This is a genomic window from Tateyamaria sp. ANG-S1, assembly GCF_000814025.1.
Classification (GTDB): domain Bacteria; phylum Pseudomonadota; class Alphaproteobacteria; order Rhodobacterales; family Rhodobacteraceae; genus Tateyamaria.
In genome coordinates this window covers 104,083-124,376 of the sequence record NZ_JWLL01000009.1, presented here as the reverse complement: position 1 = coordinate 124,376, position 20,294 = coordinate 104,083, and the positions used below count along the sequence as shown (strand labels likewise).

Sequence of the window (20,294 nt, the reverse complement as noted above, 5' to 3'; positions counted from 1 at the left end):
CACCACAGCCGATGGAGTAGAGCGACTGTCTATATGGCTCGCGATCTTATGGATGCATCGCACCGTACCTGCCGCTGACGGAAGCAATACACGCTGTACCGGTAGCATTTGAAGACGGGTCTCCTGGTTGGCTATAGGCCGTGCTTGCACGGATGTGCAGATACCTATTTGGCGCTGTGTTCCCCTAAGTCTTAGATTGGAACGTCCCCAACCAGTCCGAGTTTTCGTTTGTATTCTGCGGCTTGAATTCTGCACCCAGCGGTGCAGTCCAACCCAATGCTTTTGTGTGCGCAAAGATGGTTTTGTAGTTCAACTCGCCTGCTGTTGGCGGCCCGCGGTCCGGAACCGAGGCAAACTGGATATGCCCGATAAAGGGCAGCAAGTTGGTCAGCCGTGTCATCACGTCACCCTCGGTGCGACCGACATGGTAGCAATCGAACATGAGTTTGAGGTTGGGGCGATCTACCGCCTTGATGATCTTTTGCGCCTGATCGGTTGTCTGCAGAAAGTATCCGGGCGCATCGTGCCGATTCAAAGGTTCGATCAGGATGACGCGGTCCGTTCGGTCTACAGCATATGACAGGTTGGCCTCGAAAGCCTGGCGGGCGTCGTCGCCCTGCGCGAAGCCCGCCATTACGTGGATTGCACGCGCGTCCACCGCATCAGCATATGCGATCGCCTGATCTATCGCAGCGCGGGCCTCAACCTCCCGACCTGGCAGGGCCGATAGCCCGTTTTCCCCGGGTTTTCCCCGCACGGTGTTGAGACCCAGCATCGGCAAACCCGTTTCTGAGAGCGCAGCGCTAACGTCGTCATGCGGCGTATCATAGGGCCAATGACATTCGACGGCGTCAAAACCGGCAGCGGATGCGGCACGTATCGCGTCCGGCAAGCTTCGATCAGCCCACAAAAAGCCGAGATTGGCAGAGAATTGTGTCATGTGTCCCATTCCACGTCGAATTTTGTGATCAGACCCTGCACCTGATCGGGTGTCAGGGCGCGTGCGGGTATGCCACGCATCAGCATCGCCAATTTGGCTGTGGCCTCAAGCTCCTCGACGGCATTACAGGCGGCCTCAACCGATTTACCTGTAACCACGGGGCCGTGATTGGCCAGCATCACCGCCGATCGTTTGCCTGCAAGCCCGCGCACCGCGTCTCCCATCGCAGGATCGCCGGGCAAAAAGAAGGGCAGCAGTTTGACTCGACCGAGGAGCATGATGGCGTAGGGTGTCAGAGGCGGCAGAAAGTCATCTTCGTTTGCGTCGGGCATCAGTGACCAGGCGACGGAGTGACAGGAATGCAGATGCACGACCGCACCCGCTGTACTGCGCGTGTCGTAGAAGGCCGTGTGCAGTGGCATTTCCTTGGTCGGGGCATCGCCGTCTATGTGGCGTCCTGCAGCGTCGAACCGGCTGAGGCGCGCGGGATCAAGGCGGCCAAAGCTGGTGCCGGTCGGTGATACCAGCAGGCCGCCATCCTCCGTTCGGGCAGAGATGTTGCCGGTGGACCCATGTGTGAGCCCGCGCTCAAAAAGTGAGGCCGCGAGCGTGCACATCTGATCCCGAAGCGCCGTTTCATTCATCCCGCAAGCACCTTGTCCGCTTTGGCAAAGAAATCTTCTGTTCCGAAGTTGCCGGACTTCAGCGCGACAACAAGATCCTTTCCTGCGCGCAAGGCGGGCACGCCGGGGTCGATTTCAGGTCCGATCTGCAGTTCGCGCAGGCCCAGCCCCTCGACCACCGCGCCTGATGTTTCGCCACCTGCCGTAATCAGCCGAGTGACGCCGTGCGTTACGGCAAGACGGGCGAGTTCGGCGAAAAACTCCTCAATCGCGGCAGCTGCGGTTTCTCGCCCAAACTGATCTTGTACTGCTTTAACCAGCTTCGGATCAGCAGAGCTGTAGATGAGCGGGAGGCCCTTTTGATCAAGCGCCCAGTCCAGCGCGGATTGTGGTGAGACCTGTCCATTGATCACGTCTTTTGCCAGTATCTCAAAGTTTGGATTTGCCTTGGCGTGGTAAGCAACTTGTCCGCGGGTGGCGACGGAGCAAGAGCCCGAAAGCACTAAAGCTTGGCCAGCCTTGCCATGCCAGTCGGCCTTGCGTGGCGTGCAGCCAAAATTCGCAGGCAGCCCAAGAGCCACGCCCGAACCACCGGTAATCAGCGGCAGTCCAGCAGCTGCTCCTCCGATAGCGCGCAAATCCTCGTCGCGGATTGCGTCGACAATGATATGGCGCCTGCTTACGGCTTGCTCCTGCGCAAGCGCGGCGCGGATTGCATCCGGCCCCTGAAAGACGACACGAGCCGGGACATGACCGACACCGTATCGCGACTGCGGTGCAAGCCAGCGACGCAGATCTGCGTCGGTCATCGGCGTCAGTGGATGGTTTTCCATACCACTCTCATTCAAGAGCCGGTCGTTCACGAACAGATGCCCTTGATAGACCGACCGCCCGGTGCCTGGAAAGGCGGGGCAGACGATGACCTGCTCGGCGTTCAATGCCTCTGCCAGCGCGTCAGCCACTGGGCCGATATTGCCTTCAGGTGTTGAATCAAACGTCGAACAATACTTGAAGAAGATCTGAGAACACCCCTGAGCCTTCAGCCAAGTCAATGCCTCCAGCGATTGCTTCACTGCGTCTTCGGGCTCAATTGAGCGAGACTTCAGCGCAATGACGCCAGCCTCAACCTCTGGCCCTGCGGAGGCTTCCGGCACGCCGGTGTATTGCACGACGCGCATACCCTCTTTCGCCAGCGTATTGGCCAGATCGCTGGATCCGGTAAAGTCATCACCAATGCAGCCGAGTTTCATGCGTCTTCTCCCGGGAGGTCCAAACCGCTGGCGTGGGCATAAACCTTTGCCACCGCCGCGTCATCCTCATGGCCCAAGCCTATTTCTACCGCCTTGCGGTACTGCCCAAGAGCCGCCTGGGTAATCGGTGCGTCAAAGCCGGTTGCCTCTGCTGTATCCAGCACGATACCGAGGTCCTTTGGCCAGATATTGACTTGGGAATGGGGCGTGTAGTCGCCCGCCACGATGTGGGGCGCGCGGTTTTCCAGCATCCAGGACGTGCCCGCGCATTTGGAAATGACGTCAAGAAAGCGTTGCGGTGTGATCCCTTGCGTCATTCCGAATGTCATTGCTTCGGCCATGGCCGCGATATGCACTCCTGCCAACAGCTGGTTGACCGCCTTCATCGCCGATCCCGCCCCAGCGGCATCGCCCAGGCGAAACACCGTCTCGGCAGTTGCATCGAGAATGGGTTCAGCGGCCGAAAAAGCCTCTGCATTCCCCGATGCCATGACACTGAGTTTGCCTGCGGCCGCCTTGACCGAACCGCCCGAGATGGGCGCATCAAGGTAATACACACCATGCTCGGCACAGCGTTGCTCCATCTCGCGTGCGAAGTCTGGCGGAACCGTTGCACAGCTTATCACCACTGTACCTTTGCGCAGGTGTGGTACGGCACCATCGGCCCCGAACAGGACGCTTTCAGTCTGCTGTGCATTCAGTACGACCACCACAACGGCGTCCGGGTTGTCCATCGGTTCGGCAACCCCACCGTCCGAGACGAATTGCGCAGCCCGTTCCGGCGCAACGTCTTGACCCAACACGCGGTAGCCAGCACGCAGACAGGATAGCGCCATGCCATACCCCATGGAGCCGAGACCAATCACGGTGACATTTAAGCTCATCTTGATTTCCCTTCGTTGCGCTTGAGCATATGGGCGGCATCGCGGCGCGTGCTGTGGACCCGGTAGACTTTGTCAGATGACGTGATGAAGAGTGTTTTTCCGTCGTCACCTCCGAAACAGATGTTCGAGGTCTGCTGCGGCAGCCAGATTTTTCCGATCAACGCACCTTCCGGTGACAGGCAATGGATGCCATCCAAGGCAGAGGTCCAGACAAACCCTTCATGATCTACCCGGAAGCCATCGGGCACCCCCGGGGCGATGACGGCGAAAACCCGACCATTGCTGAGCTTTGTACCTTCTACGTCAAAAACCCGTATGTGGTGGGGCAGATCATAATCGATACCGGGAAAGCTCGCGCCGCGGATCGCGCCGGAGTCGGCCACATAAAGGCGGCGTTCATCAGGAGAAAATGCGAGGCCGTTTGGTTTGTCGAAATCCGTTGCAACAGCGTGCAATGTGCCGTCTGGCATTGCGCAGAAGACGTTGCAGGACCCAATCTCGCTTTCTGCCGGATAGCCTTCGACATCTGAATTTATGCCGTAGGGCGGATCGGTGAACCATACTGCGCCGTCAGAGCGCACCACCACATCATTGGGCGAATTAAGGCGCTTGCCGTCGAAGCGATCCGCGATGATCTCGATGGCTTTGGGGTCATTGGGGTCGACGCGCCTGATCACCCGGCGCCCACCGTGTTCGCACGACACCATTCGATTTTTGAGGTCCAGCGTATTGCCATTGGCAAACTCGCTATTGGCCAGCGCGACAGAAACTCCCGCACCTTCCGTCCAGCGCATCATCCGCTTGTTGGGAATGTCATTGAAGTACAGGCCGCTATCGAGCCACACGGGCCCTTCTGTCCAGATGCAGCCATCTGCGATCTGATCGGGCGGACGGTTCGTGTCAATGAACTCGCGAAAGCGCGCATCGACAGTGATGAAATGCGGCGTCGTCATTGTGCTGCCCCTTTCCGCAAGGTCTGGAACAGCAGCATGGCCAGAATGATGGCGCCGAAGATAATATTGCGCCAAGCATCACCGATTTGCATCACGGAAAGGATCGACGTCAGCAGCGTGATGAAAAGCGCGCCTCCGATGGTGCCGAAAAGCCCACCGCGACCGCCAAGGATCGACGTGCCACCGATCACCACCGCTGCGATGGTAGGCAACAAAAACGGATCGCCCATGCTCTGATAGGCTTGGTTGGCGTATCCTGCGAGCATTACGCCCCCAAGCGCTGAACACATACCGGCAATGGCGAATGCAGCAAAGACCACAGAGGGCGTCGAGACCCCCGACAGGAACGTCGCTTTTTCGTTGAAGCCAATCGATCGCAAGTATCGCCCGAATGGTGTGCGCACCAGTACCCAAGTCAGACCGACGCAAACCGCAATCCAGATCAGAAAGCTGAGGGGCAGGCCAAGAACGTCACCTGAGGCCATCGCAACCATAAGCGGGCTCGATTCACCCCTTGGGTTGAAACCGCCCGTGTTCAACACGGCGAGTCCCAGCAACATGGAATTGACAGCCAGCGTCCAGACCATGGACGGAATTCGCAGGATCGCTACGCCCATCCCGTTGATCAGACCAATCAGCGCGCCAAAGGCCAGTGCGGCGGGCACCGCCAAGACAGATAGAACTGGATTGCCGGTCCCGACCATTGCTGTTGACAGAATTGCAGCGCCCGTCAGAACCCAAGGCACCGATAAGTCGATGTGACCAAGCAGGATCACGATCGTGGCGCCCGTCGCCAAAAGGCCAAGGAAGGCTGCAATCTGAAGCTGTTGGGTGAGATAGTCGACACTCAAAACCTGTGGAAAGAAGAAGCTGCCTGCGATTATCAGCGCGACCGCGCCAAGATAGGGCATCAGGCTGTCGAGCGTTACTGCGCGGGAGACCGTGCGGATCATTATTTGAACACCTCCAGCTTGTTGCGCGCCCGTAGGACATCGGCCCCGCCAATCGCGATGGCCCCGGCGAGGATGAGGCCCTCGAACAGCGGTTGGGCGAGCGACGGAATGCCCGAGAAAAACATCAGTGATGCAATGGTCTTCAGGATGAAAGCGCCCGCCAGCGCGCCGACCAGAGAGCCAACGCCGCCGCGCAACAACACGCCGCCCAGGACCACCGCCGCGATAGAGTTAAGCGTAAAGCCTGGCCCAATGCCTGCGTCGCCGGTGGTTGTCACAAAGCTGTAAAAGAGCCCCGCCAATCCGGCGAAGATACCGGCGAGCGTAAAGGCAGCCAATCGGACAAGGCGCGTGTCGATACCGGACTGAAAGGCGGCCTGTTCGGATGATCCCAAGGCGTAAAGCCCAAGGCCCAGCCCAGTGCGCCGGAATGGCAGCCAGAACGCGAACACGACAACCGCCGTTATGATAAGGGCCGTCGGAATGCCCAGAACATCAAGCGTCATGGCGTCGGCGAGGTCATAGTTGACCGCACCGCCCGGCGTCGGACGAAGCAGAAGCGCCAGACCAACAAAAATGGAGGCCGTTGCAAGCGTCACGACGATGGGCTGAATGCGGCCAAAGACGATGATCGCGCCATTCAAAAGCCCGCATAATGCACCCGCGCCCACGACAGCGATCATACCAAGGGCAATGCCGCCCGCAGAGCCATCGAGAAGATAGGAGGCGATGGTGTTGGTCAGGGCCATAACAGCGCCCACCGACAAGTCGATGCCCCGCACGACAACGGCGAAGAACTGAGCGCAAGCGGCGAGCCCAAGGATCAGGCACTGGTTGGCCCAGATCGTCATCACATAAGTCGATGCCCCGCGCGGATGGGTTCCGAGATAGGTCGCCAGTAACACGATCAGGACGGCGGCCGCGATGACCTCGCGTCGGTTGGATTTTGCGTACTCAAGCATGTGCCGTGCCTCCGCTCGGAGAGACGTTCAGGGCGGCCGCGATGATGTTTTGCGGCGTGAGATCGTCACCGCTGAGCGAGGCGACAATCTGACCGTCAAAAAACACGTGGGTTTCATCACAGAGCTGGATCAACTCCTCGTAATCGGTGCTCAGCAGGATCACACTCGCCCCCTGATCTGCGAGCTTCCGGAGGATGTTGTAGATCTGGGTTTTCGTCTTAACGTCGATGCCTCGCGTCGGATCGGCCAGAAGCAGGCAGCGTGGGTTCAGCGCCAGCCATTTCGCCAGAACAACCTTCTGCTGATTTCCACCCGAGAGCGATGATACAGGCAAGTTCAACCCGCCATGTTTTAACGCAAGCTGTTCCAGCGAACCTGCATAAAGAGAAGGGTCGCCGGCATCGAGATCCTTTCGGCCAAGGGCGGCCAATTCAAGGTTCTCTTCGATGCTCTGATCAAGGATCAAACCTTCGGTTTTGCGGTCCTCGGGTATATAGGCCAGCCCTAATTCAGATTGCTTGGCCGCTTTGGGGCCAGTTATCGCGGCAGGTGCACCTGCTAAAGCTGTCGTGCCTTGCGTCTTTCTCAGTAGACCGAAAAGCCCCATCATAAAGGCACCTTGTCCCTGACCATCGAGCCCACCAAGGCCAATGATCTGTCCCCGGCGCACGGTCAAATTAACGCTCTTGACGCGATCCTCCCAATTGAGGCCCTCGACATGCAGAACAATCTCGGCTTCAGGGTCAGACGGTGGTTTCGGTGGGAACAGTTCTTCGATTTTCTGGCCCACCATCATGTCAATGATCGCGCCGTAGTCATGTGCACCCTTGGCGAAGGTTTCGACACGCCGCCCGTTTCGAAAGACCGAAATCCGGTCAGCCAGCGCCTCAATCTCATGGAAGCGGTGCGAAATGAATAGAACCGCCGTTCCATTGTCCCGCTCTTCCCGGATAAGATCGAACACCTTCTCGACGACTGAGGCACTCAATGCAGAGGTTGCTTCATCAAGGATCAAAAGGCGCGGTTTCTTCATAATGGCCTTGGCGATCTCGACCTGTTGGCGTTGTGGCAAGGTCAGATCTGCGACGCGCGCGCCCTGTGCGATGTCTTCGCCGCCGATGCGGGCCAAAGTCTGTTGGGCTGCATCCAGCCCTTTGCCTTGCAACCAGCCCAAACCCGCATCACGCGCGCCGAGCAACAGGTTTTCTCGGACCGTCAGGTCCGGTACCAATGAAAGTTCCTGAAACATGCAGACCAGGCCATGGCGCAGTGCGGCCTTTGGGCTGGAAAGGCTCACTTTCTCTCCATCGACGCGGATCATGCCATCCGTCGGCTGCAACACACCTGCGATAAGCTTCATAAGAGTAGACTTACCAGCCCCGTTTTCACCAAGGATGGCGTGGACCTCTCCGGCTTTGCAGACGAAATCGACCTTGTCCAAAGCCTTCGTGGCACCAAAGTGCATGGAGATGCCCTGCATCTCCAAGAGCGGCGGTTTTAAGTTTGTCATTTTCGGGCCTTATTGCGATGGCGTGCAAGCAGCGCCATCGCATGTGTTTCGTACCGATCAGGTGTTGTCTGGCGACTGCCCCAACAGCTCTTCCGGTGTGAAAGGCGCAAAGCAATCCACAAACCCGGTCCCGGTGTTGAACGACTTCGGCAGGTCGGGGAAGTAGTTCGTTCCCGGCTCGAGGTCGTCAGCCGTGACTGACGGAATGGGGAGGAAGACGGTTTGCGGCAGCGCATTGCCTTCCAACAGGGCTACAGCCGCCTGCAGGGCCACCGCTGACATTGCGGGCGCCTGACTGGCGGACACGCCCGGAATGTCGAGTTCATCCATCAGCATTCGAACGCCGTTTTCGCCGTCCACGCCCATTGGAACAATCGGGTGTCCTGCCGCCTGCATCGCGTTGATCGATCCGGCAGATCCGTGCTGCGAGACCACGGCGTCGAATTCACCATGGGTTGCCAGCGCGTCGGCGACGACCTTTTGGCTGGTGCCAGTGTCCCAATTGCCAACAACCTCGACGATCTCGAGACCTTCGACATCTTCGAGGACACTCATCATGCCCAGACGACGGTCACGATCGGTCGCATTGCCGGGCAAGCCGTTCACCATAAGGATCTTGTCCGCCTCTCCGCCGAGAGCATCCATAACCGTCTGCGCCTTCAGCGCGCCGAGTGCCATCTGGCTTTCGTTGATCTGGACCACTTTGTCGGTATCGAGCACGTTGTCGAACGGGACAAGGACCGTGCCAGCCCGTTCGGCGCGGCGGATCACCGGCTCAAAGGCGGTTGGGTTCACGGCGATGAACGTGATCGCATCGTAACCGGCAGCAATGAAATTATCGATTGCAGCGATCTGGGCGGCACTGTCATTGCCCACCGACACAACGGTGAATTCATCGATCTTGGCTGCGTTTTCCGACCGGGCGGCCCAAGCCTTGGCAGATTGGATCGCCTGAATGCGCCAGTCATTGCCAGCAAACCCGTTGACGAACGCCAGCTTATACGGGCCTTCCTTTGCATCGTACTGAATGGATGACGTCCCCGGCGCTGGCGCAAAACATTCCGGACGATACGTGTCCGCGAAAGCGATACCTGCCCAAGCGATTGCAATCGCAGAGCTCATTAAAAGTGTTTTCATATTTCCTCCCCAGCGGCGGAGCCGCCTTAATTCTGTCTAGTATGCAATGTGTGTTTACGTAAACACATTGCGCAGAACTTAGGTGTTTACGTAAACACACGTCAAGAGAAGAGTCTGTAGGCACTGACCCAATGGCCAAGAAGCGCCCCATACATGCCGCGAAAGCGCAACCTACGATGCATGACGTCGCGCGCGTTGCTGGCGTCAGTCAGATGACCGTATCCCGGGTCATGCGTGGCGCTGGATATATCTCGAAAGATGTTAAAAAAGAGGTGGTTAGGGCTGCGCGTGACATCGGCTACGTGCACAATCGACTGGCTGGCGGCAATGCGAACTATGACAACCCAATCGTTGGAGTCGTCGTTCCGACCTTGCAAAACCGCGTGTTCACGGAAGTTCTGTCGGGCATCAATGCCACCTTGGACGAAAGCGGGCTGAGGCCGGTTTTCGGTGTTTCGGAATACTCGCTCGAAACCGAGGAGGACTTGGTTTTCGATCTGTTGTCCTGGCGTCCGCGCGGCCTGATTCTGCCGGGCCTGGAGCACACTGACCAACTTCGAAAAATCGTCGCCAAGACAGGCGTCAGGGTCGCGGAGATCATGGATATCGATGGTGATCCGATCTCGACTTGTTTTGGGTTTTCCCACAGCAAGGTTGGTGCAGAGATGGCAGTCCACATGATCGGGCGGGGGTATCGGAGTTTCGGATACATCGGCAGCCTGGGTGAGCTTGATTTGCGGGCTGCAAAACGTTTCAGGGCCTTTGCCAAAGTCGTGCAGGAGGCCGGGGCGACGCTCCATGCGGTCGAAAAAACCCGGGATGCCTCGTCGATGGAGACGGGGCGTCTCATGACAGACCGGATACTGCAGCGCATCGACCGGCCGCAGGCCATCTACTACGCCAACGATGATCTCGCGGCTGGCGGTTTGATGCATTGTCTAGCGGAGGGGCTTAGTGTCCCAGATGACGTTGCACTGGCGGGGTTCAACGGTCTCGGCTTTCTATCGGCCTTGCCCAAACGCATAACTACAACAGTGACCCCGAGATACGATATTGGGGCATCCGCAGCGAATTGGATTCTGCAATCTCAGGACCAAGAAATGCCAAGCATCATTGAGTTGGCGGCTGCCCTCAGGGTGGGGGAAACAACCTAGAAACGATAGTGGCGGTCTGCGCCGTTCGACTTGGATGCGTCTTCGCGTCCGTGAGTTGCCAGAGATTTCCGCTCGATAGTGTGCTCCTTTTTCCGGGCAGGATGAAGGGCGGGTATTCGAAGCGGATGCACCCTTTGCGGGTGGCTTTGATAGTCACTGAGCATTCTCTCAAGGTGTGCATCCCATGCCTTGAGTGCTTGTGCCTTTGCATGGGGCACATCGCGCAAATCGGATGGCTAGCTCTACGAGAGGATGGGTTTCACCGCTGCTTCAAGGTTTCCAATGTGTTGCCCGTGCCTATGGGGCCAGTCTTTTCCATCGCAGTGTTCTATGTCTTGCAAAACTCCATGGACTCTCTCTTCGCCCAGGATCGCAGCAGATCCGCTGAGTTTATGCGCGGTTTCGCGGATTTCAGCAGTAAGAGCCGGTGTTCGTGCAAGTTCTTGCGCCAGTTTGGCGATGTCAGAGTGGAGCGCTTCCAACGCGGATTGGTACTTGATTTCGCCAAACCGTTTTCTGAATTCATCACCGGCGCGTGCGTCATCCTGGTTGACCGTGGTGAGCTGATCCAAAGTCAGGACGGAAGATACCGTAGCGACAATATCTTCGGGACGTACAGGTTTGACCAGCAGGTCTGAGAACGACGCCTTATTGATCGTCTCATGATCCTTGCGAGCCGCATGAGCGGTCACGGCGATAGCGGGCAAGGTAGACCAATCCACATCCAGTTTGCGAATGCGATCGAGTGTTTCGATCCCATCAATCCCGGGCATGCTGATGTCGAGGAAAATGATGTCAAATCGTTGGTTGGATATGCATCCTATGGCCTCGAACCCGTCGCTTGCCTCGTCCGCGCTGAACCCGATATCTCGTAACATATCCACAAGGATCATGCGGTTGATTTCGTTGTCATCAACAACAAGGGCATGCTGCCCGCGGGGCAGTCGAACAGGCGCGACACCGTGTGTCGGCCCCACATCACCCCTTTCGGATCGCTCGACAGGAAGCGGCAGGCGCAGCGTGAAAAGGCTCCCCTCGCCGGGAAGGCTGTCGGCTTCGATCTCGCCCTGCATGGCTTCGACCAAACGCTTGGTAATCGCCAGCCCCAGACCCGTGCCAGCATTCTCGCGCGCAAAAGCTGTGTCGATGGTGACAAACTCTTCAAAGATGCGTTCAAGGTTGTCCGGCGCGATGCCGACACCGGTGTCCGACACTCGAATTTCTACAAGGTCGCCATCGTTCAACCGCTCAATCTCAATGGCGACAACACCATCGCTGGTGAACTTGATGGCGTTGCCCACTAGATTGATCAAGCATTGCTGGAGGGAGCGCTTAGACCCGGACACCGTTCCAAGATCGCCAGACAAGTACTCCACAGTAAGGGTATTGCCACGCTCTTGCGCGCTGGCCATCAGGCTGTTGGCCAACTGTTGCACCATATCTTGCAGATCAAAATTGTCTGTCTGCAGGGGAACTGAATGGGAATTGAGGCTGGACAGATCCAGCACGTCATTCACATGCGACAACAGCAATTCGCCTGAGACGGCAATTGAGTTCAGATGCCGTTTCTGCCGCTCCTCCAGGTTATCCTGATCGATTAACGCGAGCGAACCGAGAATGCCGTTGAGCGGTGTGCGCATCTCGTGGCTCATGACAGTAAGCAGGTCAGACTTGGCTTTCTCGCTTTCCTGTGCCTTGTCGCGGGCGTTGCGCAGCTGTTCCTCGGCTTGCAATTCGGGGGTGATGTCCCTCAGGAAAGAAACGAAAACCCGTTCACCATCTGCTTCGGAGAGCGAAATCGATAGCTCGACCGGAAAGACTTCACCCGATTTACGTAACCCTTCAAGCCGTATGCGCCCTGCGCCAATCACCTTCTGCTCGCTAGTTTCAAGATAGCGCGCCATGCCTTTGCGGTGCATCTCGCGCAGATGTTCGGGCACAATCATCTCGGCCATATCGCCGCCCAAGGCTTCGGCGCGGGAATAGCCAAAGACAGTTTCCGCCGCACCGTTGAACTCAACGATCTTCCCGTGTGTGTCTACGACCAGAACGGCATCCAGCGAGGATGAAACCGCAGCCTCGAACCGCGAGCGTACCACCTCGTTGTCATGAACAACCTGTTGGCCTCGGCGATAAAGCTTGACCAACACCACAAGGCCCCCAAGCAAGAGCAGGATCAGTGCCAGTATTGAGGCTGCGAGTTTTACCAGAGTATGCGAGAACTCCGCGCGCCGTGCGGCTTCAGCCTCGGCGAACACTTCGATCCCGGCGAGCGCCAGGGTGCGCAGTTGAGGACGCAGTTCGACGAGTTGATCCTCGATACCGTGCAAGGCAGCGCGCAAGGCCGCGTCAGGACCATCGACAACTGGCGTTGTGTCTTCAAGAAAACTGAGTGCTGCTGTCAGGCTGGCCTCTGCGTTCGCTTCGGCGCGGATAACTGCATACAAAGAGCTTTGCGTCAGCGTATTGACACGACTGTAGAAAATATCGAACCGCCTGCGAAAATCCGACAAGTCGCTGGACGCGGAATGTCCAGCATCGTGGGCCGCACTTGCCAGGTTCAGGACCTCGATTTCGAGCTGGGACATGTTCCAGCTGATATCATCATGCAGCGCTGTCGAGAGTATCTCGAGATCATCGATCACGGAACGCCCGAGATAGGTGATGAACACAAGTCCGGCAATCAGCAGGCCTGTGAACAGCATGACCGGCTTTTTGCCCATCATCGGATACGACCCGCGATGTGCGATGACATCCTCACTTTAGTTTTCCGTGACAAGCTCGATACGATCGAGTTGCCAAATACTGCGGGAATAATACTCTTCCGACTTGTAGATCTCGTTATCATCAAATGGGTAAACGATCCACAAAGGGCCCTTGTCGCGGACTGACATTTCATCACCGTTGCGCCCATAGGCCACGATTGGTCCGCCCTCGACCGCGTCGGCCACCGGGATCGAGACGGCGTAGTCATTCAAGGCGACAGCGCGGATGGTGCTACCCGTCGCACCCACGTGGTCCAACAAAACAACCAATGGCACGCCTTCGAATTGCTGCGGTCCCTCGGTCCAGATGGTGGTGGTTTCAAAACGTTCGGCAGGCAGTGACTTTAGGTCCACCATATCGAATTCCCAAGCGCTGCCCTCTGCCGGGGCCTCTACGGCCCCTGAGACAGTCAGTACGACCTCGTCGGCAAGGGCCGGGGTGGCCAGAGAAAAGACAATAAAAGTGACAGCAGTGCGGATCGTCGCGAACATGAAAAAGCTCCGTGGGTCATCGTGCATTCCAGGATGCGTATGCCATGGCCCGGCCTCGGTGGCTGAGGTGCAGGGGGTTAGCAAAATATACTTTCGTATAATTCGGGTAACCCAAGGTGCTTCGGCCCTGTCTGGAAGCGCTGATGCTGTGTCTGCTTCCCTTGCGACATAACCGGATGAGTAAATCGCCCCGGCTTTTGGCGGACCTCCATGTCCGAAAGATCAGAGCCGATGAAAACGTAAGGAATTGCTATGACTATTGCAGTAAGACGAAACGATAGCGGCCTGACTGGTTCCACCTATACGGGTGCGCTACCATGTGATGTGAACAGTAGAGTACAGAGGGCGGCAATGCGGATTTTGTTGGCAGATGATCATCAGATGGTGCGCGACACGATGTCCGTCTATCTCGAATCCGAGGGGCGCGCGGCGGTCGTCGCTGTTGAGGATTATACGCAGGCGATGAAAACACTGGCCAACAAAGGGCCGTTTGATCTGGTTTTGCTGGATTTCAGCATGCCGGGTATGAACGGCTTGGATGGTCTTTCGGATGCCATCAAGGCCCACCCGGATCAACCATTTGCGATCCTCAGTGGCACCGCTCCCAACCGTATCGCACAAGAGGCCGTCGAATGTGGGGCAATCGGGTATTTGCCCAAATCGATGTCTGCAAAGTCTCTGGTCAACGCGGTGCGTTTCATGATCGCGGGAGAGACCTTTGTTCCGGCCTCGGTACTGGCTGATGCAGGTGAGGCGGCTGAGAACGAATTTACAAAGCAATTGAGCCAACGGGAGAGGCAAGTGCTGGCTGGACTATGCCGTGGCCGGTCAAACAAAGAGATCGCGCGCGAACTGGATCTACAGGAAGTCACCATCAAACTGCATGTGCGAACGCTGTGCAAAAAGTTGAATGCAAAAAACCGCACGCAAGCGGCGCTGATCGCGAAAGACGCGGGCTTTGAGTAACCCGCGCCTTTCGTCTTTAGGCCTACTCTAGAACAACATGCTGTCGAACAGCAGACCCAGGTCCGGGGCAGCGTCATCCAACAGTAAGGTGCTACCGGCACCCAGTTCAATTTGAATGCTCTGATCGTTGATCACGCTGACATTGCTGTCGAACCAGTCGCTCATATCCGTGCCCGAAGCATCAAGGTTCAGACCGCGCAGATCCAGTTGATCACCCTGAGACACCGAAAAGTCGGTGATTACGTCCATCGCTCCATCAAGGTCGTTGCTGCGGAACACGAAACGGTCTGCATCTGCACCCCCCGTGGCGACATCATCACCAGCGCCAAGGTAAATCCGGTCTTTGCCGCTGCCACCGTCCAGGGTGTCATCGCCTGATCCACCGTTCAGATAGTCGTTGTCGCTGCCGCCGCTGAGCTGGTCATCGCCCGAGCCACCTTTCAGAGTGTCGCGGCCATCACCGCCCGACAGGATGTCATGACCTGACCCGCCATCAAGCGTATCTTTGCCGTCCTCGCCACCCAGTACATCGGAGCCCGATCCCCCCTTCAGACTGTCATCACCGTGACCACCCCGCAAGAAATCTGCGCCCGACCCACCATCCAGTTGATCGTCACCGCTGCCACCCGAAAGCGTGTCGTCACCTGACCCGCCCGCAAGGTTATCCGCACCGTCATTCCCGGACAGAGCGTCGTCACCGGACCCGCCGGACAACATATCCTGGCCATCGTCGCCAAAGAGTGCGTCGTCACCAGAGCCGCCGTGCAGTTGGTCATCGCCATCACCGCCAGACAGGAAGTCTGCCTCGGACCCACCGCTCAGGTTGTCGGCGCCGTCTCCTCCGTAAAGTGCGTCCGATCCAGACCCCCCGTTCAGGATGTCATCGGCGTCTCCGCCATCAAGTGTGTCATGCCCGGCAGACCCGGACAGCGTGTCCTCTCCGGCCCCGCCCATGAGGATATCGTCATCCTCGGGCAGGATGTTGCCATACTGATCATAGCGCACACCATTCTCGTCATAGGTCGAGATGATACCGCTGGCGCTGTCTTCGCCTGCACCGCCATGCAGATTGTCTGCGCCGTCATCGCCTTCTAGCGTGTCGCCGGCGCTGCCGCCGATCAGCACATCCGTTCCGATGCCGCCCGACAGTGTATCGTGCCCGGCATTGCCGCTTAGCGTGTCGTCATAGGTCAATGCGCCTTCTGTCGTGGCCACCAGGGACAGATCGGCCAACAACACGCTGGATTCGATGTCCACCTCGGCGAAGGGGCTTTCAGCTGTCGGATCCGCCGCGCCATCGTTGGAGTAGGAGCTGGGCGCTTGCTCGACCAAGTGCAGGCTTGCTTCACCCGTCTGTGGATCAATCATCACCTGATAGATCGCGCCTGACGATCCTGTCGCGTCGTCCATATCGTGATCGCCGGAATTGCCACCGACATAGAGGTTGCCATCCGCATCCACGATGGCGGCGCCAAAGGTCATCGCTGGAGCCCCGTCCAGAGTATTCCCGTCTAGCACGGTCGAGGTTACGGGAACGGTGCTGAACTGAGGCTCTCCGCTGGAAATATCAATCACCAGCAGAACGGTGTCCTGCCCTTCTCCACTTGGTCGGGCCACCCCGTAAAAGCTTTGCGATGCGGCGTCAAAAGCCACGTCATAGACGCGCACGTCAACCAGTTCGTTGGGTATATTATAAACGGTTGTGATCGGGTTGCCGTCCACATCGAACTGATCAACATCAATCACCGCGATATGGTCCATGCTGGACTGGAAGGACCAGAGGTTGCCCTGATCATCAAAATCACCGGTCCAGGCGCGATAGGGGGTCGATCCAACAAGATAACTGTTGCCCTCGGCATCGATCATCACAAGGTCGGAGCGGCTTACCGGTTGGCCGAGGGCATCCACACCGTTACCGACCGCAATCGCATAAAGCATGTCATCTTCCGCATTGTAGCCTATCGAGTTGACATTGACCGTGCCCTGCACGCCCGCCACCTCGTAGCTTTGGGTTTCGACATCAAACACATGCAGCGTGCCGTTGAGCACTTGATAGAGGTTGGACTGACCATCTGCGAAAGCCGAAACGGTCACAGTCTGCCCACCGATCTCCATCTCTTTGTCGTAGTGAAAAATGGGGCCGGAGGTATCGATTTGCGGGCCATCGTGGTCCGCGGCCACCGAGCGGATGGTGATCTGCGCGCTGGTGTCTTCTGCTGTGAACTGCACGTCATGTGCGCCAAAGGCGCCACTTTGCGAGCTGAATTCGGCGATCACAGTGCCGTCAACCAGTACCTCGACCGCGGCCCCGGATTGACCACCGGCAAAGTTCGCGGCCAGCTCAAGGTTCAGGTTGTACACACCGCCCACTTCCGTGGTGACCTCTTGTGTCATTTCCTGGTGACCATTTTCGAGATCAACGACCTGCCAATCACCGCTGGCCGCGTAGTCGGAAAAAGATGTCGCGCCATCAGTGCCGCCCAGCAGGTTTTCTTCGGCGTAGTCGCCATGCAGGGCGTCATCCCCAGCTTGACCACTCAGATTATCGTTTCCAGCAAGGCCGACCATGTTGTCATTTTGGCCGCTGCCCTCGTTTTGATCGGACAGTCCCGTGCCGATCCATGTTTCAGTCGTCGTCATTTCAGTACCTCGTTTGATGAAGGGTAGGGGGGTGCAGGTCTTACCAGCCGATGCCATCGACCTGCGCGGTTTGGGGCGCGTCGTCGAACAGACGCACCACATCGATCACCGGGATGTCCGGGCCGTTGATGATGGCCTGCCGGTAGGTGTTGTTGCTGTGGCAAACGATGACGGCGTCCACGTTGTCCATCACCTCGCGCACATCGTCGCAAAGCATGTCCTTGAGCGTGTCCGCCAACTGGCCAAGACCTTTGCTGCCATGCTGCACGTAAGCCTGCAAAGCGCCCAGCGGCGTGTTTTTGGTCACTGCCGTGTCATGCACCAAAAGCTCAAAGCCATCGGCTTGCAGGTCGGCCATAACCTCCAGGATTGGGCTTTCACGAAGATCGTCGGTGCCAGGTTTGAAGGCAACGCCCAGAATGCCGATGCGCTTCGCCCCGGTCGCGCGCGCCATGCGGGTCGCCTCCTCGATCTGTACGCGATTGGAGCGATCCAGATTGCCAATGAGTGGCAGAGAGACGCCCAGGCCTTCGGCAATATGCTGGACCGCACGCACTTCCTTGGGCAGGCAAGAGCCGCCATAGGCAAAGCCGGGCTTCAGGTAGTACGGCGACAGGTTCAGCTTCTGATCCTGAGTGAAGATGTCCATGACGGCGTGACTGTCCACGCCCAAGGGCTTGCACAGGCGACCCACCTCATTGGCGAAGCACACCTTGGTCGCGTGCCACACGTTGTCGATGTATTTGATGGTTTCTGCCACCTCGACCGTGGTCAGGATCGGATTGGCGTCCACCGGCGCATAGATGCGCCGCATGATTTCTGCCGTGCGGAAATCGCTGGTGCCGATCACGGTTTTGGGGGGATTGTGGAAGTCGTCAATCGCGACGCCTTCCCGCAGGAACTCGGGGTTGAAACAGATCCCGAAATCGCGCCCCGCCTTTTTCCCGGACATATCTTCGAGGATCGAGGCCATGACCTTCATCGTGGTGCCCGGGGGGATCGAGCAGCGCATGGCGAAAACGTGAAAGCCATCTTTCTGGCGCAGGCCCACGCCCATGGATTTGGCCGACTGTCGGATGTAGCTGTCGTCACATCCGCCGTCGGCAGCGGTCGGCGTGCCGACAGACACGAAAGTCACGTCAGTTTGCCGAACTGCCTCAACGAGATCTTCCGTCGCGCTGATCAGGCCACCCCGCACGCCTTGCGCCAGTGTCTTGCCCAGCATCTCTTCATGGATGGGACTTTGTCCTCGGGCGATCTGGTCAATCTTGACGGGATCAATATCGACACCGATCACCTTGTGACCCAGCGAGGCCAGACAGGCGGTCGAGACAGCCCCGACATACCCCAGGCCAACGACGCTGATCCGTGATTTTTGCGACTTGGCCGGGATCACTACCTGGCCGTCATGCTGGTCAAATTTCCTAAGTTCCATAATCTGATCCTCCATTCTGAGGATCGTTATAACTATCTGAAAATAAATATATTTGTGGCGAAGGGTGAGGTGTTTGGCGCGAATGAGTGGTACGCTATACCAAGGGTTAGAAACGCCATACCCAGGCATAAAAAAGGCCCGCGTGGTTTCCCACGCGGGTCGATCGCGTCCGTGAGTGATGGCACTGCAGCCTGACGCGAACCTCAGGCGACCGCGGTGCGATCGTATATGTCCTCGTAGCGGATGATGTCGTCTTCCCCGAGGTAGCAACCCGATTGTACCTCAATCAGATGCAAGGGCAGCTTTCCTGGGTTTTCCAGCCGGTGTACCGCACCGAGCGGAATGTAGGTGCTTTCGTTTTCAGAAAGCAGCTTGACCTCATCGCCAACGGTTACTGTGGCTGAACCGCTGACCACCACCCAGTGTTCGGCACGGTGCACGTGGCTTTGCAAGGAAAGCTTGGCGCCCGGTTCGACCATGATGCGTTTGACCTGAAAGCGCGGACCAAGAGACAGGGTTTCATAGTACCCCCAGGGGCGGTGACAACGACGGAACCCATCGGCTTGAGACGCACCTTCTGCCCGTAGGACATCTACCACCTGCCCCACTTTCGGGCTATGTGCTGCGTCGGCAACAAGAATGCCGTCATCAGTGGCCACAGCGACAATGTCTTTCAAGCCCAGGCCCACCAACTTCACATCCGGGTTTTCGGATTTCAGCAATGTGCCTTCGCAGTCGATCGCTGTTGCGTTGCCTGAGGTGACATTGTCGTCCGTGTCATTCTCTTCGCGCTCTTTCAGCGCGGTCCAACTGCCCAAATCAGACCACCCACAGGTCAATTCCAGCGCCACACACTCGTCGATATGCTCCATGATCGCGTGATCGAAGGAAATGTCCCGACAGCGGGCAAAGGCATCTTCGGCCAAACGCTGGAAACCCAGATCACATCCGCCCAATGCAATCGCTGCCTCGACCGGCGCCATCAGATCCGGCGCGTGGGCTTGAAACGCATTCAGCACCGTATCGACGCGGAAAAGAAACATGCCCGAATTCCACAGCCAGCCACCCGTCGCCAGCATCTGCGCGGCCCGGGTTGCGTCGGGTTTCTCCGAAAACTCAGAGATGACGAGCGTATTCGCGTTGCCCCCCTCGACCTTGAGATAACCAAAGCCTGTGGCGGCATGGTCCGGTTGAATGCCAAGTGTCACGATCGTGCCCTTGGCTGCGATGCGGCCCGCCTTGGTGAGGGTGGTTTGGAAGGCCGCCTCATCCTCAATCATGTGATCGCTGGGCAAAACTGCCAGAACCGCTTCGGGCTGATCCTTGCGCAACAGCGCTGCCGTCAGAACTGCGGCGGCAGTGTTGCGCCCTACGGGTTCAACAATCAGATCCGATGCTGTCGCCCCGATATCAGCCAGTTGTTGACCTGCGATGAAGCGATAGTCTTCGCCTGTAATGATCGTTGGCTCGGCAAAACCCTTGCCCGAAACGCGCTGTATCGTGCGTTGAAACAGGCTTTCGCCGTCGATCAGCGCTGCGAATTGCTTGGGGTAGCTTTTGCGGGACACGGGCCACAGGCGGGTGCCGGCGCCGCCAGCAAGGATAACAGGATAGATCATTTGAATACCTC

The 20,294-nt window shown here is 57.7% G+C and carries 16 protein-coding genes; 2 read left to right on the top strand and 14 right to left on the bottom strand.

All coding sequences use genetic code 11. The features are described from left to right. Positions 1 to 184: 184 nt before the first annotated feature. From RA29_RS17645 to RA29_RS17605, 9 genes are read right to left on the bottom strand one after another with little or no spacing between them, the layout of a single operon-like run. Positions 185 to 940, bottom strand: coding sequence for a TIM barrel protein (locus RA29_RS17645; RefSeq protein WP_039688444.1), 756 nt, complete (start codon positions 938 to 940; stop codon positions 185 to 187). Further along, complete coding sequence (locus tag RA29_RS17640; protein WP_039688442.1) at positions 937 to 1,584, bottom strand: aldolase; 648 nt, start codon at positions 1,582 to 1,584, stop codon at positions 937 to 939. The genes RA29_RS17645 and RA29_RS17640 overlap by 4 nt, the downstream gene beginning before the upstream one ends. Continuing rightward, on the bottom strand, positions 1,581 to 2,813 hold the full coding sequence (otnK, locus tag RA29_RS17635) for a 3-oxo-tetronate kinase (RefSeq protein WP_039688440.1): 1,233 nt from the start codon (positions 2,811 to 2,813) through the stop codon (positions 1,581 to 1,583). Before otnK ends, RA29_RS17640 begins: the two co-directional genes overlap by 4 nt. Continuing rightward, the gene (gene ltnD, locus RA29_RS17630) at positions 2,810 to 3,697 is read right to left on the bottom strand and encodes an L-threonate dehydrogenase (RefSeq protein WP_039688438.1); all 888 of its coding nucleotides are present in this window, start codon (positions 3,695 to 3,697) and stop codon (positions 2,810 to 2,812) included. Before ltnD ends, otnK begins: the two co-directional genes overlap by 4 nt. Further along, complete coding sequence (locus tag RA29_RS17625) at positions 3,694 to 4,650, bottom strand: SMP-30/gluconolactonase/LRE family protein (RefSeq protein ID WP_052249751.1); 957 nt, start codon at positions 4,648 to 4,650, stop codon at positions 3,694 to 3,696. The genes ltnD and RA29_RS17625 overlap by 4 nt, the downstream gene beginning before the upstream one ends. Beyond that, a complete protein-coding gene (locus tag RA29_RS17620; RefSeq protein WP_039688436.1) occupies positions 4,647 to 5,603 on the bottom strand; it encodes an ABC transporter permease in 957 nt (318 codons plus the stop codon). The genes RA29_RS17625 and RA29_RS17620 overlap by 4 nt, the downstream gene beginning before the upstream one ends. Further along, positions 5,603 to 6,565 (bottom strand): ABC transporter permease, encoded by a 963-nt coding sequence (locus tag RA29_RS17615; RefSeq protein ID WP_039688434.1) that lies wholly within the window; start codon positions 6,563 to 6,565, stop codon positions 5,603 to 5,605. Before RA29_RS17615 ends, RA29_RS17620 begins: the two co-directional genes overlap by 1 nt. Further along, on the bottom strand, positions 6,558 to 8,075 hold the full coding sequence (locus tag RA29_RS17610) for a sugar ABC transporter ATP-binding protein (RefSeq protein WP_039688433.1): 1,518 nt from the start codon (positions 8,073 to 8,075) through the stop codon (positions 6,558 to 6,560). Before RA29_RS17610 ends, RA29_RS17615 begins: the two co-directional genes overlap by 8 nt. A 57-nt stretch (positions 8,076 to 8,132) precedes the next feature. Beyond that, positions 8,133 to 9,212 carry a sugar ABC transporter substrate-binding protein gene (locus RA29_RS17605; protein ID WP_039688431.1) on the bottom strand — a complete coding sequence of 360 codons (1,080 nt, stop codon included), beginning with the start codon at positions 9,210 to 9,212 and terminating at the stop codon, positions 8,133 to 8,135. Between the two features lie 131 nt (positions 9,213 to 9,343). Here RA29_RS17605 and RA29_RS17600 point away from each other — a divergent pair, with 131 nt between their 5' ends. After that, positions 9,344 to 10,366 carry a LacI family DNA-binding transcriptional regulator gene (locus RA29_RS17600; protein WP_052249749.1) on the top strand — a complete coding sequence of 341 codons (1,023 nt, stop codon included), beginning with the start codon at positions 9,344 to 9,346 and terminating at the stop codon, positions 10,364 to 10,366. A 242-nt stretch (positions 10,367 to 10,608) separates the two neighbouring features. Here RA29_RS17600 and RA29_RS17595 read toward each other — a convergent pair whose 3' ends face one another. Together RA29_RS17595 and RA29_RS17590 are read right to left on the bottom strand one after the other, a co-directional pair. Then, on the bottom strand, positions 10,609 to 13,092 hold the full coding sequence (locus tag RA29_RS17595) for a PAS domain-containing hybrid sensor histidine kinase/response regulator (RefSeq protein ID WP_241462642.1): 2,484 nt from the start codon (positions 13,090 to 13,092) through the stop codon (positions 10,609 to 10,611). Positions 13,093 to 13,128: 36 nt separating this feature from the next. Continuing rightward, positions 13,129 to 13,623: a molybdopterin-dependent oxidoreductase gene (locus RA29_RS17590; RefSeq protein ID WP_039688671.1), complete on the bottom strand. Its 495-nt coding sequence runs from the start codon at positions 13,621 to 13,623 to the stop codon at positions 13,129 to 13,131. A 351-nt stretch (positions 13,624 to 13,974) separates the two neighbouring features. Between RA29_RS17590 and RA29_RS17585 the strand changes: the two genes are divergently transcribed. Next, positions 13,975 to 14,589: a response regulator transcription factor gene (locus tag RA29_RS17585; protein ID WP_039688427.1), complete on the top strand. Its 615-nt coding sequence runs from the start codon at positions 13,975 to 13,977 to the stop codon at positions 14,587 to 14,589. Between the two features lie 27 nt (positions 14,590 to 14,616). On the opposite strand, the gene RA29_RS17580 is transcribed toward RA29_RS17585, so the two are convergent. From RA29_RS17580 to RA29_RS17570, 3 genes are all read right to left on the bottom strand, one after another. Next, entirely contained in the window at positions 14,617 to 17,229 is a 2,613-nt protein-coding gene (locus RA29_RS17580; protein ID WP_039688669.1) for a calcium-binding protein, read from the bottom strand. A gap of 40 nt (positions 17,230 to 17,269) precedes the next feature. After that, on the bottom strand, positions 17,270 to 18,664 hold the full coding sequence (locus RA29_RS17575) for a nucleotide sugar dehydrogenase (protein ID WP_052249767.1): 1,395 nt from the start codon (positions 18,662 to 18,664) through the stop codon (positions 17,270 to 17,272). A 203-nt stretch (positions 18,665 to 18,867) separates the two neighbouring features. Further along, positions 18,868 to 20,283, bottom strand: coding sequence for a mannose-1-phosphate guanylyltransferase/mannose-6-phosphate isomerase (locus tag RA29_RS17570; RefSeq protein ID WP_039688426.1), 1,416 nt, complete (start codon positions 20,281 to 20,283; stop codon positions 18,868 to 18,870). Positions 20,284 to 20,294: the final 11 nt, after the last annotated feature.